This window comes from Streptomyces plumbidurans (genome assembly GCF_019857225.1).
GTDB classification, from domain to species: domain Bacteria; phylum Actinomycetota; class Actinomycetes; order Streptomycetales; family Streptomycetaceae; genus Streptomyces; species Streptomyces plumbidurans.
The window spans coordinates 79,155-95,085 of record NZ_JAFJSY010000044.1 but is presented as its reverse complement, the minus strand read 5'-3'; the positions used below and the strand labels follow the sequence as shown (position 1 = coordinate 95,085).

General features: G+C 71.8%; 13 protein-coding genes and 1 pseudogene. 5 read left to right on the top strand and 9 right to left on the bottom strand.

The window, feature by feature from the left end:
• The 4 genes from JYK17_RS26390 to JYK17_RS26375 form a co-directional block, all read right to left on the bottom strand.
• Positions 1-705, bottom strand: a 705-nt coding sequence (locus tag JYK17_RS26390; protein ID WP_222811316.1) for a PTS sugar transporter subunit IIA, incomplete at its 3' end; no start/stop codon positions are given.
• Positions 706-907: 202 nt separating this feature from the next.
• Positions 908-1,855, bottom strand: coding sequence for a 1-phosphofructokinase (gene pfkB, locus JYK17_RS26385; RefSeq protein WP_222811315.1), 948 nt, complete (start codon positions 1,853-1,855; stop codon positions 908-910).
• Entirely contained in the window at positions 1,852-2,613 is a 762-nt protein-coding gene (locus tag JYK17_RS26380; RefSeq protein ID WP_108008442.1) for a DeoR/GlpR family DNA-binding transcription regulator, read from the bottom strand. Before JYK17_RS26380 ends, pfkB begins: the two co-directional genes overlap by 4 nt.
• A 212-nt stretch (positions 2,614-2,825) precedes the next feature.
• On the bottom strand, positions 2,826-4,361 hold the full coding sequence (locus JYK17_RS26375; RefSeq protein ID WP_222811314.1) for an MFS transporter: 1,536 nt from the start codon (positions 4,359-4,361) through the stop codon (positions 2,826-2,828).
• 154 nt (positions 4,362-4,515) lie between these two features.
• Here JYK17_RS26375 and JYK17_RS26370 point away from each other — a divergent pair, with 154 nt between their 5' ends.
• Positions 4,516-5,484, top strand: coding sequence for a helix-turn-helix transcriptional regulator (locus JYK17_RS26370; RefSeq protein ID WP_108008446.1), 969 nt, complete (start codon positions 4,516-4,518; stop codon positions 5,482-5,484).
• Positions 5,485-5,995: 511 nt separating this feature from the next.
• On the opposite strand, the pseudogene JYK17_RS41260 reads toward JYK17_RS26370, so the two are convergent.
• Positions 5,996-6,403 (bottom strand): annotated as a pseudogene (locus JYK17_RS41260) (TetR/AcrR family transcriptional regulator); the annotation flags it as partial.
• Positions 6,404-6,962: 559 nt separating this feature from the next.
• Positions 6,963-7,961, bottom strand: coding sequence for a sigma-70 family RNA polymerase sigma factor (locus JYK17_RS26355; RefSeq protein WP_108008450.1), 999 nt, complete (start codon positions 7,959-7,961; stop codon positions 6,963-6,965).
• A gap of 194 nt (positions 7,962-8,155) precedes the next feature.
• Here JYK17_RS26355 and JYK17_RS26350 point away from each other — a divergent pair, with 194 nt between their 5' ends.
• Positions 8,156-8,674 (top strand): GNAT family N-acetyltransferase, encoded by a 519-nt coding sequence (locus JYK17_RS26350; protein ID WP_108008452.1) that lies wholly within the window; start codon positions 8,156-8,158, stop codon positions 8,672-8,674.
• Between the two features lie 29 nt (positions 8,675-8,703).
• Here JYK17_RS26350 and JYK17_RS26345 read toward each other — a convergent pair whose 3' ends face one another.
• Entirely contained in the window at positions 8,704-9,495 is a 792-nt protein-coding gene (locus tag JYK17_RS26345) for a dioxygenase family protein (RefSeq protein WP_128802186.1), read from the bottom strand.
• A 132-nt stretch (positions 9,496-9,627) separates the two neighbouring features.
• Here JYK17_RS26345 and JYK17_RS26340 point away from each other — a divergent pair, with 132 nt between their 5' ends.
• Entirely contained in the window at positions 9,628-10,125 is a 498-nt protein-coding gene (locus tag JYK17_RS26340; protein ID WP_108008456.1) for a MarR family winged helix-turn-helix transcriptional regulator, read from the top strand.
• Positions 10,126-10,246: 121 nt separating this feature from the next.
• Here the strand turns inward: JYK17_RS26340 and JYK17_RS26335 are convergent, their stop codons facing one another.
• Both JYK17_RS26335 and JYK17_RS26330 read right to left on the bottom strand, forming a co-directional pair.
• Positions 10,247-11,788 carry an MFS transporter gene (locus JYK17_RS26335; RefSeq protein ID WP_108008458.1) on the bottom strand — a complete coding sequence of 514 codons (1,542 nt, stop codon included), beginning with the start codon at positions 11,786-11,788 and terminating at the stop codon, positions 10,247-10,249.
• A 112-nt stretch (positions 11,789-11,900) separates the two neighbouring features.
• Positions 11,901-12,554, bottom strand: coding sequence for a TetR/AcrR family transcriptional regulator (locus JYK17_RS26330; RefSeq protein WP_181362376.1), 654 nt, complete (start codon positions 12,552-12,554; stop codon positions 11,901-11,903).
• Positions 12,555-12,865: 311 nt separating this feature from the next.
• On the opposite strand from JYK17_RS26330, the gene JYK17_RS26325 reads away from it, so the two are divergent.
• Together JYK17_RS26325 and JYK17_RS26320 are read left to right on the top strand one after the other, a co-directional pair.
• The gene (locus tag JYK17_RS26325; protein WP_108008462.1) at positions 12,866-14,140 is read left to right on the top strand and encodes a M6 family metalloprotease domain-containing protein; all 1,275 of its coding nucleotides are present in this window, start codon (positions 12,866-12,868) and stop codon (positions 14,138-14,140) included.
• Positions 14,141-14,224: 84 nt separating this feature from the next.
• Positions 14,225-15,922, top strand: a complete 1,698-nt coding sequence (locus tag JYK17_RS26320; protein ID WP_222811313.1) for an IclR family transcriptional regulator domain-containing protein — start codon at positions 14,225-14,227, stop codon at positions 15,920-15,922.
• Positions 15,923-15,931: the final 9 nt, after the last annotated feature.

The window sequence follows — 15,931 nt, the reverse complement described above, 5'->3', positions numbered from 1 at the left end:
GTAGGTGTGGGCGATGCCGGTCGGGCAGGAGGTGACGGCGACGATACGGAAGGGCCGCGCGTCCGGGGCGTCCGAGGCGTCTGGGGCGTCCGAGGCGTCTGGGGCGTCCGAGGCGTCTGGGGCGTCCGGAGCGCCCGGCGCCGGAGCGGACGCGTCCTCGGCGCTCGCGTCGGCCGCCGGGGCCGTGCTGCCCGCCGCGGCTTCGGAGGAGGCCGCCCCCGAAGCCGCGGCGGAGTTCTCGGTACCGGCCGCGGGCGCGGGCGTCTCGTCGCCGCGGATCAGCGCGGCCGTGGCGGCAGGGTCGCCCGCCGCGCGCAGGGCGTCGGTGAACTCGGCGTTCATCAACTGCCTGGCCAGCGACGACAGGATCGTGAGATGGGCGTCGTCGGCGCCCGCGGGCGCGGCGATCAGGAAGATCAGGTCGGCGGGTCCGTCCGCCGCGCCGAAGTCGACCCCGGCGGCGCTGCGCCCGAAGGCGAGCGTCGGCTCGGTGACGTGCTCGCTGCGGCAGTGCGGGATGCCGATGCCGCCGTCCAGGCCGGTCGGCATCTGGGCCTCGCGCGCGGCCACGTCGGCGAGGAAGCCCTCCAGGTCGGTCACCCGGCCGGCGGAGACCATCCGTTCGGCGAGGGCGCGCGCCGCCGCTTCCTTGGTGTCGGCGGACAGGTCGAGATCGACCAGGTCCGCGGTGATCATCTCGCTCATCGCGGGCTCCTTAGCACGCGTATCGCCCGGTGGGTGGAGTGGGCGGGGACGGGGACAGAGGTGGGGACGGGGGTGCTGCTGGGGGTTCGGGGAGTCGTCACGCCGGGGCCGGAGAGAACAGAGAGGTTGGACGAGCCGGAGGGGTCGGAGGGGCCGGAGGGGCCGGAGGGATCGGCCCAAGTGACGTGCGGTGTACGGAAGTTCATGTCACCGGCTCCGTCAGTACGAGGTCGGTGGGCACGTCGGCCGTGACCGTGACGGCCGCGGGGTCCAGGTCGGCCGGGGTCGGCATCACGCTGCCCGGCAGCTGTACGGCCGCGGCGCCGTGCGCGAGCGCGGACGCGAGGGCCTCGGGGCCGTTGCCGCCCGCGATCAGGAAGCCGGCCAGGGAGGAGTCGCCGGCGCCGACGTTGCTGCGTACGGCATCCACCCGCGCGCTGCCGAACCAGGCGCCCGCGTCGTCCACGAGCAGTTGGCCGTCGGCACCCAGGCTGGCGAGCACGGCGCGCGCACCCATCCCGCGCAGTTCCTCGGCCGCCTTCATCGCGTCGCCCACAGTGGACAGGGGGCGCTCGACGGCCTCGGCGAGTTCCTCGGCGTTCGGCTTGACCACGTCGGGCCGCTCGCGCAGCGCCTCAAGGAGAGCGGGCCCGGAGGTGTCCAGCGCGATCCGGGTGCCCGCCGCGTGCGCGCGGGCGACCAGGTCGGCGTACCAGGCGGGCGCGAGCCCGCGCGGCAGGCTGCCGCAGCAGGCGATCCACGAGGCGTCCCGCGACTGCCTGCGCACCGTCTCCAGCAGCAGTTCCTGCTCCTCGGCCGACAGTTCGGGACCCGGTGCGTTGATCTTCGTCAGCACCCCGTCCGCCTCGGCGAGCGCGATGTTGGAGCGGGTGGCCCCGGCGATCGGCACCGGCGCGACCTCGATGCCCTGCGCGTCGAGCAGGTCCGCCACGAGCGCTCCCGGCGCACCGCCCAGCGGCAGGACCGCGACCGTGCGCCGGCCCGCGGCCGCGACGGCGCGCGAGACGTTGACGCCCTTGCCGCCCGGGTCCACCCGCTCGCCGGTGGCGCGGACGACCTCGCCACGCTCCAGCGAGGGGACCTCGTAGGTACGGTCCAGGGACGGATTGGGCGTGACGGTCAAAATCATGCGCGCACTACTTCCGTGCCGCCGCGCTCGATGGCGGTGGCGTCTTCCGGGCTCAGCCCGCTGTCGGTGATCAGCAGGTCCACATCGCTCAGGTCGCCGAAGCGGGCGAAGTGCTCCTGGCCGTGCTTGGAGGAGTCGGCGAGCAGCACGACGCGGCGGGCGGCGGCCACGGCCGCGCGCTTGACCGCCGCTTCGGCGAGGTCGGGGGTGGTCAGACCGTGCTCGGCGGAGTAGCCGTTGGCCGCCACGAACAGCACGTCCGCGCGGATCTCGCCGTACGCCCGCAGCGCCCAGGCGTCCACGGCGGCGCGCGTGCGGTGCCGTACCCGGCCGCCGACGAGGTGGAGCTGGATGCCGGGGTGGTCGGCGAGACGGGCCGCGATCGGCAGGCTGTGGGTGACGACGGTGAGCGAGGACTCCAGCGGGATGGCGGCCGCCAGGCGCGCCACCGTCGTGCCGGCGTCGAGGATCAGCGTGCCCTCGGTGGGCAGTTCCGTGACGGCCGCCTTGGCGATGTGGTCCTTCTCGTCGGCCGCCGTTCCCTCGCGCTCGGCGAGGTCCGGTTCGAAGTCGAGGCGCCCGACCGGTATGGCACCGCCGTGCACCCGGCGGACGAGGCCCGCGCGGTCGAGGGCCTTCAGGTCCCGGCGGATCGTCTCCGCCGTCACCTGGAACTCCTCGGCCAGCGAGATCACGTCCACCCGGCCGCCGTCCCGGGCGAGCCGGAGGATCTCCTGCTGCCGCTCCGGTGCGTACATGCCCGTTCGCCTCCGACCCGTGCCCGAACCTGTGGTTTCAGCGGGAGAGTACGCCCTCATTTCCGAGAAGTAAACGGGTTCGGACACGAGGCAGACACAAACGGGCATCCGCCTGTAGGGCGAGGCACGGCAGGACAAGGCGTGGCAGGGCAAGGCACGGCACGGAGAAGCCCGCCCCCCGGACATCACGGGAGGCGGGCCGGTCCGTCGGATCAGCCGACCAGCTCGGGCTCGTCCGTCCGCGCGGGCGTGCCGAGGGAGAGGTCGTCCTGCGGCTGTGCGCCGCCCTCCACATGCTGCGCCGACCGCCGCGGCAGCGCGAACATCAGCAGGAAGATCACGGCCATCACGGCGGCGACCCAGCCCAGCGCGTGCTGGAAGGCGTTCACGAAGGCCGGGCCCACTTGCGCGGCCGTCAGCCGGTCGCCGATCTCGCCGAAGAACACCACCGAGACCAGCCCCAGCCCCAGCGCGTTGCCCATCTGCTGCACGGTGTTGATGAGTCCGGACGCCGACCCGGCGTGCTCGCGCGGCACCTCAGAGAGCACCGCGTCCGTCAGCGGGGCGACGATCAGGCCCATGCCTACGCCCATCACGACCAGCGGCAACGCCATCTGCCAGGACGCGATCGACATGCCGTAGCGGCCGGACTCCCAGATGTAGAGCAGGATGCCCGCGGCCATCAGCAGCGCGCCCGCCTGCAGGACCCGGCGGCCGAAGCGCGGCACCAGCTTCTGCACGGACAGGCCCGCGGCCGTGGAGACGGCGATCGAGAACGGCACCCCGGTCAGCCCCGCCCGCAGCGGGCTCCAGCCCAGGCCGATCTGCATGTACAGCGTCCACACCAGGAAGAACACACCGAGCGCGACACCGAAGACGGTCTGCACGGCGATACCGGCGGCGAAGCTCTTCACCCGGAACAGCGACAGCTCGACCAGCGGCGAGCCGTCCCGCGCCGCCTTCCGCCTCTCGTACGCGACCAGGGCGCCGAAGACGACGAGCGCGCCGGCCATCGACAGGTACCCCCACAGCGGCCAGCCCAGCTCACGGCCCCGGGTCAGCGGGTAGAGCAGCATCGTCAGGCCGAGGGTGACCAGGGCGACGCCGACCAGGTCCAGCTTGAGCGCCCGCGGGGCCTTGGACTCCGTGATGTAGCGGCTGCCGAGGATCAGGGCGGCGACGCCGACCGGAAGGTTGATGAGGAAGATCGGCCGCCACTCAAGGCCGAACAGGTTCCACTCCGTCAGCAGCGCGCCGAGCAGCGGTCCGGAGACGGCTCCCAGGCCGACGATCGCGCCGAACAGGCCGAACACCTTGCCGCGTTCGTGTGCCGGGAAGGTGGCGTGCACGATCGACAGGACCTGCGGCACCATCATCGCCGCCATCGCGCCCTGCAGGATGCGGGAGGCGACCAGCATGTCCGGGTTGGCGGCGAATCCGCACAGCGCCGACGCGAGCGTGAAGCCGCCGATGCCTATGAGGAACATCCGCTTGCGGCCGTGGATGTCGCCGAGCCGTCCGCCGGTGATCAGACCGGCGGCGAACGCGAGGGCGTAACCGGCGGTGATCCACTGGATCTGGCTCACGGACGCCCCGGCGTCGCGCTGGATGGACGGGATCGCGATGTTGACGATCGTGACGTCCACGAGGTCCATGAAGGCCGCGGTCATCACGATGGCGAGAGCGAACCAGCGGCGGCGGTCGGCCGGGCCGGCGGGGCTTGCCCCAAGGATTTCGGTGGAGGTCATGCTGTGAAGTTACGACCCCAGTAGGACAGGTCATGTCCTAGTTGGCGGGCATCCTCGAAACAGACGACAGAAACCCGGGACAGCAGATACCGAAACGGCAGATCCCGGAACGGCAGATCCCGGGACGGCAGATCCCGACGACGGAGGAGTTCCCATGACGACCGACACCCCGGCCCGGCTCCTCCAGCTCCTCTCCCTCCTCCAGACCCCCCGCGAATGGCCCGGCGGCGAACTCGCCGACCGGCTCGGGGTGTCCCGGCGCACCGTGCGGCGGGACGTCGACCGGCTGCGCGAGCTGGGCTACCCGGTGCAGGCGACGATGGGCGCCGACGGCGGCTACCGGCTGGTCGCGGGCAAGGCCATGCCGCCGCTCGTGCTGGACGACGAGGAGGCGGTCGCCATCGCGATCGGGCTGCGGGCGGGCGCCGGGCACGCCCTGGAGGGGGTGGACGAGGCGTCCGTACGGGCGCTCGCCAAACTGGAGCAGGTGCTGCCCTCGCGCCTACGCCACCGCGTCTCCACCCTGCAGGCCGCCACCACCCCGCTGACCAGCGGAGACGGGGCGAGCATCGCACCCGAGACGCTGACCGTGATGGCGTCCACGGTGGCAGGGCGGGAGCGGCTGCGGTTCGCCTACCGCGCCGGTGACGGGACCGAGTCCCGCCGCGTGACGGAGCCTTACCGGCTCGTCTCGACCGGACGCCGCTGGTACCTCGTCGCCTACGACCTCGACCGCGCCGACTGGCGGACCTTCCGCGTGGACCGCGTCAGCGAGCCCTTCGCCACCGGCGCGCGCTTCGCCCCGCGGGAGCTGCCGACGGGCGACGCGGCGGAGTATCTGCGGCGCTCGATGCAACGGCACCAGAGGTCCTACGACTTCGAGGTCACGTTCGCCGCGAACGCGCAGACCGTCGCGGCCCGCATCCCGTCCTGGCTGGGCACACCTGAACCCCTGCACGCCGATTCCTGCCGCCTGCGCGGCCGCACGGCCGACGGCCCGGACTGGCTGGCGGCCCGCCTCGCCCTGCTCGGCTTCGACTTCACGGTGCAGGGGCCGACTGAACTGGTGGAGTGCGTACGGGAATTGGGCGATCGCCTGACCCGAGCGGCAACGAACGCCTGAGGCACCAGCACTCACACCACCCCGCCATCACTCGGCGCTATCCCTCCACCAACTCCGCCCAGGGAAACGCCCGCAGCGCCTCCAGGTTCCGCAGCGCCAGGGCCGCCGGTCCCTTCGGGCCGCTCGCCGGGGCCGTGCCCGCCGCCCAGCTCTCGACGGCCACGCGCACGGCGGCCCCGGCGACAGCGGCAGCGAACCGCAGCGCGGAGGAGTTCACGGGGACGCCGCCTGCCCCCGTGCCAACGTTGTCGGAGCCGCCCGAACCGCCGGAACCCTCCGAACCAACAGCCCCGCCCGAACCGCCGGAACCCTCCGAACCAACAGCCCCGCCCGAACCGCTGGAACCCTCCGAACCCCTAACCCTGCCCGCACCGCCGGAGCCCTCCGACCCGACAGCCTCGCCCGCACCACTGGAACTCTCCGACCCGACAGCTCCGCCCAAACCACCGGAACCCTCCGACCCCCTAACCCCGCCCGAACCACCGGACCCCTCCGACCCCCCAACCCCGCCCGAACCGCCGGAGGCCCGCCCCTCAAGCACCTCCGCCAGTCGCGTCTCCGCCGCGTGGCACACCTCCGCCCACACCTTGCCCAGGGCGGGGCTGCTGTCGGTCAGGCGGATGAGGGTGCGGACCAGTTCCCAGGAGGCCGCGGAGACCCCGGCGCCCGGGGTGAGGGTGTGGTGGACCGCGTGTTCCAGGACCTGTGGGAGGGGCAGATCGGCGGGGGCGGCGGCGACCGCGTCCGTCCAGCGCTCGGCGCCCGCCGCGTACAAAGGCGCGACGGCCTCCTCCTTGGACGCGAAGTAGCGGTAGAAGGTGCGCGGAGCGACCCCGGCGGCCTGCGCGATGTCCTCCGCGCGCGTGGCGCGAAGTCCCTGTCTCACGAACAGTCCCGCCGCCGCCCGGGCGATCTCCATACGGGTCGCGGCCTTGCGTCGCTCGACGAGAGAGGGTTGCTCGGCCGAGGAGACGCGGGGTTTTGGTGCGGGGGTGGAGCTGCTCACTTCGGCAGGCTATGCCCATGTGGCACAATCTGCCATCCGGCGGGCCACCCCGGGGTTCAGGTCCGGGGTGCCCCGCCCATCAGCATGCCCGCAAGGGACCGTACGCGCCAAAAGACGCCGGGCCGCGAACCGGTGTGTGCACAGATGACGCCGGGCCGCGAACCCCTGCGCACAGAAGACGCCGAGCCGCCGGGCCGCGCACAAAAGAAAGCCGGGCCCCGGCGCTCGGGGGGATGGCGCCGGAGCCCGACTGGGAAGGTCCCGGCGCCGGGGGGGTGGTGCGTCGGGACGTGGCTCTGGGGGTGGGAACAGGGCCGAACTCCTGTGCCCTGAAGTCTTTTTCCCTTGGTTCCTACACTTGAAGCGGCGTTACAGCGCCATGTTTGCGCGGTCTTCCGCCACCCGGCGTGCGCGGCGCCGGGCGGTGTACGCCGCCCGGCGCTCCCAAGGCCGCACGCGCTGCCGCACGGCCTTACGCCGCCGCTTCGAAACCGGTGTCGCGCGCCAGCTTCTTCAGCTCCAGCAGAGCGTGCTTCTCGATCTGGCGGATGCGCTCGCGGGTCAGGCCGTGCTCCTTGCCGACCTCCGTCAGCGTGCGCTCGCGGCCGTCGTCGATGCCGTAGCGCATCTTGATGATGGAGGCCGTGCGCGGGTCGAGGCGGCCGATGAGGTGGTCGAGTTCCTCGCTTCGCAGCAGCGTCATGACGGACTGCTCGGGAGAGACCGCCGAGGTGTCCTCTAGCAGGTCGCCGAACTGGGTCTCGCCCTCGTCGTCCACCGACATGTTCAGCGAGACCGGGTCGCGGGCCCAGTCCAGGACGTCCGTCACGCGGTCCGCGTTCGAACCGAGCTCAGCAGCGATCTCCGCGGGCTCCGGGTCGCGGCCGTGCTCGCGGTTGAACTCGCGCTGCACACGGCGGATCCGGCCCAGCTCCTCCACCAGGTGGACGGGCAGGCGGATGGTCCGCGACTGGTCCGCTATCGAGCGGGTGATGGCCTGACGGATCCACCACGTCGCGTACGTCGAGAACTTGAAGCCCTTGCGGTAGTCGAACTTCTCGACCGCTCGCACCAGGCCGGCGTTGCCCTCCTGGATCAGGTCGAGCAGGGGCAGGCCGCTACGGGGGTAGCGCCTGGCCACCGCCACGACGAGGCGGAGGTTGGAACGGATGAAGATGTCCTTCGCCCGCTCGCCGTCGTCCACGAGGGCCTGGAGCTCCTCTCGGGAGGCCTCGGCCTTGGACTCCTCGTACCCGTCGAGAACCTGTCGCGCGAACACACCCGCCTCAATGATCTGGGACAGCTCGACCTCCTTGGCGGCGTCGAGCAGCGGTGTGCGCGCGATCTCGTCGAGGTACATGCCGACCAGGTCACGGTCGGCGATCTCGCCGGCGTGGGCGCGAACACTGCTTGCCGCGTCGGCCGTCTCGCCATTGGCGGACTTACGACGGGCGGCGGCACGGGTTGCCATGCGTGCTCCCTTGCGATGGTGGGCTGGCGGGTGGTCACTCGGATGCCGGCACTCGCCGTCGAGCGCCTCTCAGCACCCTTCTCGGGTGCCCTGCATCTGTTGGAAACAACGACTGGAATCCGGACAGAATTCCCAACCCGCACCCCGAATTTTCTGATCTTGCAGTACCCTGTCCGGCCACGAGAGGAGGGCCGGTGTCGTCGAAACGGACAGAGGTGCAGGTCAGGCCGGGAGCCGAGGAGGACCTCGAAGCCCTCACCGGCATCTACAACCACTACGTACGTGAGACGGCCATCACCTTCGACACTGCCGAGTTCACTGCCGAGGAACGCCGCCCGTGGCTGCTCTCCCACCCTGAAGACGGCCCGCACCGCCTGATGGTTGCCACGGACGGTGACACACAGGAGATTCTGGGCTACGCCACCTCCAGCCCCTACCGCCCCAAGCCCGCCTACGAGACCTCGGTGGAGGTCACGGTCTACGTCGCCCCGCACGCGGGCCGGCGCGGCATCGGCACGCTTCTGTACAAGGCGCTGTTCGCGGCGCTCGCGGGCGAGGACCTGCACCGCGCGTACGCGGGCATCGCCCTGCCCAACGAAGCGTCCACGCGGCTGCACGAGCGCTTCGGGTTCCGTCATCTCGGCACCCACCGCGAGGTGGGCCGCAAGTTCGGGCGGTACTGGGACGTGGCCTGGTACGAGAAGGAGCTGTAGCCGCCTGCGGGATCAGGCGGAAAGCGGCCTCAGCCGAACTGCACCGACCGCTTCGCGAGTCCCATCCAGAAGCCGTCGATCACCGACTTCGGGGTGTCCAGCTCACCGGCCGCGTCCGCGGCGCCCATCGTCACGAAGAGCGGGGCGAAGTGCTCGGTGCGCGGGTGGGCGAGGTGACCGGCCGGGGACTTGTGCAGGAAGTCGAGCAACGCGTCCACGTCGCCGTCGTCCAGCATCCGGTGGCCCCACTCGTCGAACTCGGCCGACCATACCGGCACCCCGGCGCCCGCGTGGCGCAGGGCGGCGAGGTTGTGGGTGAAGAAGCCGGAGCCGACGATCAGCACGCCCTCGTCGCGCAGCGGCGCGAGCCTGCGGCCGATCTCCATCAGCCGCACCGGGTCGAGGGTGGGCATGGAGATCTGCAGGACGGGGATGTCGGCGTCCGGGAACATCTCCACGAGCGGGACATAGGCGCCGTGGTCCAGGCCCCGGTCGGGGATGTCCTGCACGGGGGTGCCGGGGGCGCGCAGCAACTTCCGTACGGAGTCGGCGAGTTCGGGAGCGCCCGGCGCGCCGTACGTCACGCGGTAGTAGTGCTCGGGGAAGCCCCAGAAGTCGTACACGAGCGGGACCGTCTCGACCGCGCCGAGCGCCAGGGGGGCCTCCTCCCAGTGTGCGGAGACCATCAGGATCGCCCTGGGCCGGGGCAGTGCGGCGGACCAGGCGGCGAGCTCGCCGGGCCAGACCGGGTCGTCCGCGAGCGGCGGGGCGCCGTGGCTGAGATAGAGGGCGGGCATGCGCTCCTGAGTGGCGGCGGACATGACGGCGACTCCCTCCGGAGCGGTTGCTCGGACTCAGGTGCTCGAAACCAGTGCTTGAACTCTAAAACTTCTCCCCCGGAGACTACGCTCCGTTTGTTTAAGTTTCAAGAAGAGGCTGGTTACAGTGGAACCATGAACGACACGGCACCCGCACGCTGGCTCAGCGACGAAGAGCAGCGCATCTGGCGTTCGTACCTGCACGCCACCACGCTCCTCGAGGACCACCTCGACCGCCAGCTGCAGCGCGACGCGGGCATGCCGCACATCTACTACGGCCTGCTGGTCGGGCTCGCCGAGGCCCCGCAGCGGCGGTTGCGGATGACCGAGCTGGCCATGAGGTCGAAGATCACCCGCTCCCGTCTCTCGCACGCGATCGCGCGCCTGGAGAAGAACGGCTGGGTGCGGCGCGAGGACTGCCCCTCCGACAAGCGGGGCCAGTTCGCGGTGCTGACGGACGCGGGCGCCGACGTGCTGGCCAGGACCGCCCCGGGCCATGTGGCCGCCGTACGGCAGGCGTTGTTCGAGCGGCTGAGCCCCGAGCAGCTGAAGGCCCTCGGCGAGATCATGCAGATCGTCGCCGAGGGCCTTCAGCCGAATGAAGCGGGTGCGGACCTGCCCTGGCTCCGCTGAGCCGCTCACTCAGCAGGCCAGGGCAGGCGGGCCCGGAAGGGCCTGGGGGCCGTACGCGGGAGGCGTCCCCTTCCTCACGCGCACGGTTGGTTCTCCGAAGGGGTACGACCGACGGTCGCCGTCAGTGGGCGACCACCGGGACGGCCACCTCGTCCTCGGCGCCCTCCTCGGACCCGACCACGGTGGTCGAGCCGGGGCGGCCGGCGTTGACGAGCGTCAGGACGACCGCCGAGGCGATCACCAGCATGCCGACCGCGATCCAGATGGCGTTGGTGTAGCCGTGCACCGCGCCCTGCATCTGGATCAGCTGCGCCTGCGACTTGGAGGTCGCGCCGGCGATGTGGTCCTTGATGTACGCGGTCGTCGCCGAGGCGGCGATCGTGTTCAGCAGGGCCGTACCGATCGCGCCGCCCACCTGCTGCGAGGTGTTGACCATCGCGGAGGCGACACCGGCGTCCCGGGGCTGGACGCCCAGGGTGGCCAGGGACATGGCCGGCATGAACGCCGTACCCATGCCGAGACCCAGCAGCAGCATCGCCGGCAGGATCGTCGAGGCGTACGACGAGCCGATCTCCAGCTGCGTCATCAGCGACATGCCGATGGCGGCGACCAGGAAACCGGGACCCATCAGCAGCCGGGCCGGGACCCGGGTCATCAGCCGGGCGCCGATCTGGGTCGAGCCGATCATCATGCCCGCGATCATGGGCAGGAAGGCGAAGCCGGTCTTGATCGGCGAGTACCCGTTGATGACCTGGAGGTAGTAGGTCAGGAAGAGGAACGTGCCGAACATCGCGATGATGGCGATGCCGAGCGAGAGGTAGATACCGCCGCGGTTGCGGTCGGTGATCACGCGCAGCGGCAGCAGCGGGGCCTTGACCTTGGACTCGGTGACGACGAAGGCCAGCAGCAGCACCGCGGAGGCGATGAACAGGCCGACCGTCAGGGAGTCGCCCCAGCCGTCGGACTCGGCGCGGGTGAAGCCGTAGACCAGCGAGACCAGGCCGAGGGTGGAGAGCAGGACGCCGGGGATGTCGAGCGGGTTGCGGTTGCGGCCGCCCTCCGGCTCACGGATGACGAAGTAGGCACCGAGCGCGGCGATGATGGCGAAGGGGATGTTCACGAAGAACGTCCAGCGCCAGTCCAGGTACTCGGTGAGCACGCCGCCGAGGATGAAGCCGACGGCGCCGCCGCCACCGGCGATCGCACCGTAGATGCCGAACGCCTTGGCGCGCTCCTTGGCGTCCGTGAACATCACGGCGAGCAGGGAGAGCGCGGCGGGCGCGAGCATGGCGCCGAAGACGCCCTGAAGGGCGCGGGCGCCGAACATCATGGCGCCGGACTGGGCCGCTCCGCCGAGCGCGGACGCGAGCGCGAAGCCGGTCAGGCCGATGACGAAGGCGCGCTTGCGGCCCCACAGGTCGGCGATCCGGCCACCGAACAGGAGCAGTCCGCCGAACGCGAGGGCGTAGGCCGTGACGACCCACTGGCGGTTGCCGTCCGAGATGCCCAGGTCGGCCTGGGCGGAGGGCAGCGCGATGTTCACGATGGTCGCGTCGAGCACGACCATCAGCTGGGCGAGCGCTATGAAGACCAGCGCTTTCCAGCGGTTGGCGTCACCGGTCTGCTCGACCGGCCCGCGAGCCTTTGAGGCTGTTTCAGACATGGGGATACCCACTTCGGGACTTCGTGACGGAAAAAAGGTGTCTTGAGGGGACGGCTCGCCTACCGAGACGGCCGGTGAGTTTCGTGAATGTCGACTCGCTGGGAGTCCTGAACTAATCGGTGCAGGGTCGGCGCAGAGCCTCCACGGTCACGGCTGTGCCCGGCAGGACGGAGTGGGCCGGAGCCCGCAGTCCGTCCAGGAACAGCTGCAGATGGCGATGGACGAAGCGGTCGCTGACGTCACAGTCGGTGCCGGCCGGGGGCCGGCTGAGCTGGGCCACGACGATCATCAGGTCACCGACGCCGATGTCGGGGCGGAGTTGGCCGGCCTTCACGGCCCGGTCCATGAGCTCCGCCACGAGCTGCTCGACGCGCTCACGCGCCGCTTCGAGGTCGGGGTGGTTCTGGTCGAAGGTGGTCTGGATCATCGGGCACAGGGCGCTGATCCGCTCGTCGGCGGCGGTGTGCACAAAGCGCTCCAGTGCTCCGAAGGCGTCCCCCGTCTCCGCGAGCGCGGACTCTGCCGCTTCGGACGTACGGTCCATGACGGAGCAGACGACCTCGCGGACGAGGGCGTCGCGGTCAGGGAAGTTGCGGTACACCGTGGCGTTGCCGACACCTGCCCGGCGCGCGATCTCGTCGAGCGGCACCTCGGGGCCGAACTCGGTGAACATCTCGCGGGCGGCGGCGACGATCCGCTCCCGGTTGCGCAGGGCGTCGGCACGCGGCCGGGGCACCTTGGTCTGCACGGGGGTCGCGGTCTGCACGGCGTACTCCTCGGTCAGTGGTTGCTGCGATCCGGGGAGGCTGTCCCCGTTTCGCTCGGACGCTTGGTTAAACGGGGAGAGGTTCCCCGGTTATTTCCCGGACGCGAAAAACTTTCCCGTGACCTGGCTCACAATCCGCGCACGGCGCCCTCACGCCTCCCTCACGGCTCCCTCCTACGGCCCCTCGACACCCCTTCCGTGTGCGAAACCCACGTTCGGCCCATCCAGCGCGCGCCCGCGCAGCCCCCCGATCAGGGTGATCGAAAGGGGGCAGCCGGAGACCGGCGGCTGCCAGGACGAAGGGCCCGTGGATGCAGCTCAGCCGTCGCATACGCCCCCGCCGCGCGGCCGCCCTCGCGACCGTGGCCCTGCTGACCCTCGCGGTCAGCACCGCGGCCGGCGGCGGGCACCCGACGGCACGCTCGGCGGCCGGAGCCCGCCCGCTGACACCGGCCCGCACCACCGCGCTCGGCCCCTGCATGATCGACGGCAGCCGCTCCGTCCAGCTCTCGGAGGGCGTCCCGACCGGCACCGGCTACTCCCGCTCCACGGGCACCGTCCGGGCCCTGACCCTGATGGTCGACTTCTCCGACGCCCCAGGAGAGGGCAAGGCGCTCGACCGGTTCCGCGAGTTCTTCCCCAAGACCCGCCAGTGGTTCCGCACCGCCTCCTACGGCCGCCTCGACTACCGCCCCGAGACCCCGATCCCGCACTGGCTGCGCATGCCGAAGTCGTTCAAGGCGTACGGCATAGAACGCGGCGCCCCCTTCGACGAGGGCTACCGCCGGCTCGTCCAGGACATCGTGAGCGCCGCCGACCCCCAGGTGGACTTCCGCGACTACGACTTCCTGAACGTGCTGGTGACGCCGAACGCGGGCCCGTCCGCTCTGGACACGGTCCTGTCGGTGACGTTCGCCGGGAACGCCGAGGCCCCGGTCGCCGACGGCGTCCCGGTGGCCAACGCGTCCTTCGTCTACTCCCGCCAGGACGACGGCTCCGGCTCCTACGCCCGCACCGGCTACCGCGTGCTGCCGCACGAGAACGGCCATGTCTTCGGCCTGCCCGACCTCTACACCCAGGAGGGCGGCAGCGCGGTCGGGCACTGGGACATCATGAGCGAGGACTGGGGAGCCAACAACGACCTGCTCGGCTGGCACAAGTGGAAGCTCGGCTGGCTGGACGCGTCCCAGGTCGGCTGCGCGGCCGGGCCCGGCACGACGGAGTACACCCTGACGCCGCTGGAGCGCCCGGGCGGCCCCAAGCTGGTCTTCGTACCGCTCGGCCCCCGGACCCTGTACGCCATCGAGGTGCGCGTGCGCGCGGGCAACGACGAGGCCGTGTGCCGGCCCGGCGTGCTGATCTACAGGGTCGACGCGGCCGTGGACACCGGCATGGGACCGGTGCGGGTCTTCGACTCCCGGCGCAACAGCGGCGGTTGCACCCGCAGCCCCAACGTCCAGGCAGAGCTCTCGGACGCCCCCTTCACCCCGGGCGAGGTCTTCAAGGACCCGAAGCGGGGGGTGCGGGTCACGGTGGCGAGCGGCGGCAAGGAAGGGACGTATCGGGTGCGGGTCACCCGGGGGTGAGGCGGCCGTTGCGGCGGCCGTGAGAGGGAGCGGGCTGTCGGCGCATTACGGTGGGCGTGCCCCGACCGCCGTACCGGAGAACCGATGCCCGCGAAGCCCACGACGGACGCCGACGCCGCGTCCGGATTCTCAGGTGTCCCGGCATCGGCGTCCGCCGTTCCGGTCGAGGCGGTCGCGCCGCTCGTGCGGGGGGTCGCCGTGCTGCTGCGGCTGACCGAGGCGGGCGGGACGCTGAGCCCGAGCGGGCTGGAGCGGGCCACGGGCCTGGCCCGCTCCACGGTCGACCGGATCACCGCCACCCTCGCCCGCATGGGCTACGTCCGCGTCGACGGCCGTGACGTGGTGCTGGCCCCCCGCCTGATGGAACTGGGCAACTCCTACCTGTCCGCCCTGCGTCTGCCCGCACTGCTGGACGCGCGCGCCGACGCCCTCGCCGACGAGCTGGACGAGTCGGTGTCGCTGGCGGTCGCCGACCGCGACGGCATCCGCTTCATCCACCAGGCCACCCGCCGCCGCGCGATGTCCCTCAGCTTCCGCATCGGCGACCTGCTGCCGGCCGAACGGACCGCGCCGGGAGCGCTGTTCGCGGCGCAGTGGACGCGGCGGGACTGGCGGGCATGGCGCGAGCGCCGGGCGGCGGACCCGGAGGACCGGGGCTTTCCCGCCGTACCGCCTCGTCAACCCGGCGGTGCGGAGGGCGAGTTCGAGCGAAGGGCCGCCGCGGCGGCCGCGGACGGCTGGGCGCTGGACGACCAGTTGATCGAGCCGGGGCTGGTCGCGGTCTCGGTACCGGTACGGGACCCGGGGACCGGGCGGATCGTGTGCGCGGCGAACGTGGTCAGCCACACCAGCCGGCACACCGCCGCCGACCTGCGCGACACGCTGCTGCCACGACTGCGGGATGCGGTGCGGGCGATGGAGGACGACCTGCGCACGGCGCCGCCCGCGGAGCCCGCCGCCGCGCCCATGGGCCTGGCCGCCTGGACCGGGGCGTCCAAGCAGGAACTGGGCCGGGAGTTCGTCGAGTCCCTCGCCCGCGGCCTCACCGTGCTGACGGCCTTCGGGGAAGGGCGTGCGGAGCTGACCCTGACGGATGTGGCGAAGGCGACGGGACTCGCGCGCGCGACGGCACGCAGGGCGCTGATCACCTACGAGCACCTGGGTCTGGTACGGGCCCGGGACCGGGTGTTCGAGCTGACGCCGCGCGTCCTGTCGCTGGGCTACCCGCCCCTGTCCCGCACCTCCCTGCCCGAGATCGCCGCCCCGCACCTGGCCCAACTCGCCCAGGACATCCACGAGTCGGCCTCGCTGGCCGTACTCTCGGGCGGCGACATCCAGTACACGGCGCGGGTCGCCACGAGCCGCATCATGAGCGTGAACATCACGGTCGGTACGCGGCTGCCGGCGTACGCGACCTCGATGGGTCGCGTCCTGCTGGCGGACCTGCCCGCGGCGGACCGCCCGCTGCCACGGCAGTTGAGCCCGTTCACCCCGCACACCCTGACCGACCCGGACGCGCTCGCCCGTCTCCTCGACGACGTACGCACCCGGGGGCACGCCCTGACCGACCAGGAGCTGGAGGAGGGCCTGCGCTCTATCGCCGTCCCGGTGCGCGACCGCACCGGCCGCGTCGTCGCCGCCCTGAACGTGGCCACGCACGCGGCCCGCCACACGGTCGAGGAGTGCGAGCGCGACATCCTCCCCGCACTGCGCGCCACGGCGGACAGCATCGAGCAGGACCTGCGGGTGGCGGGCCGCTTCACCCCGGTGCCGGTGTTCTGACCGGCGGGC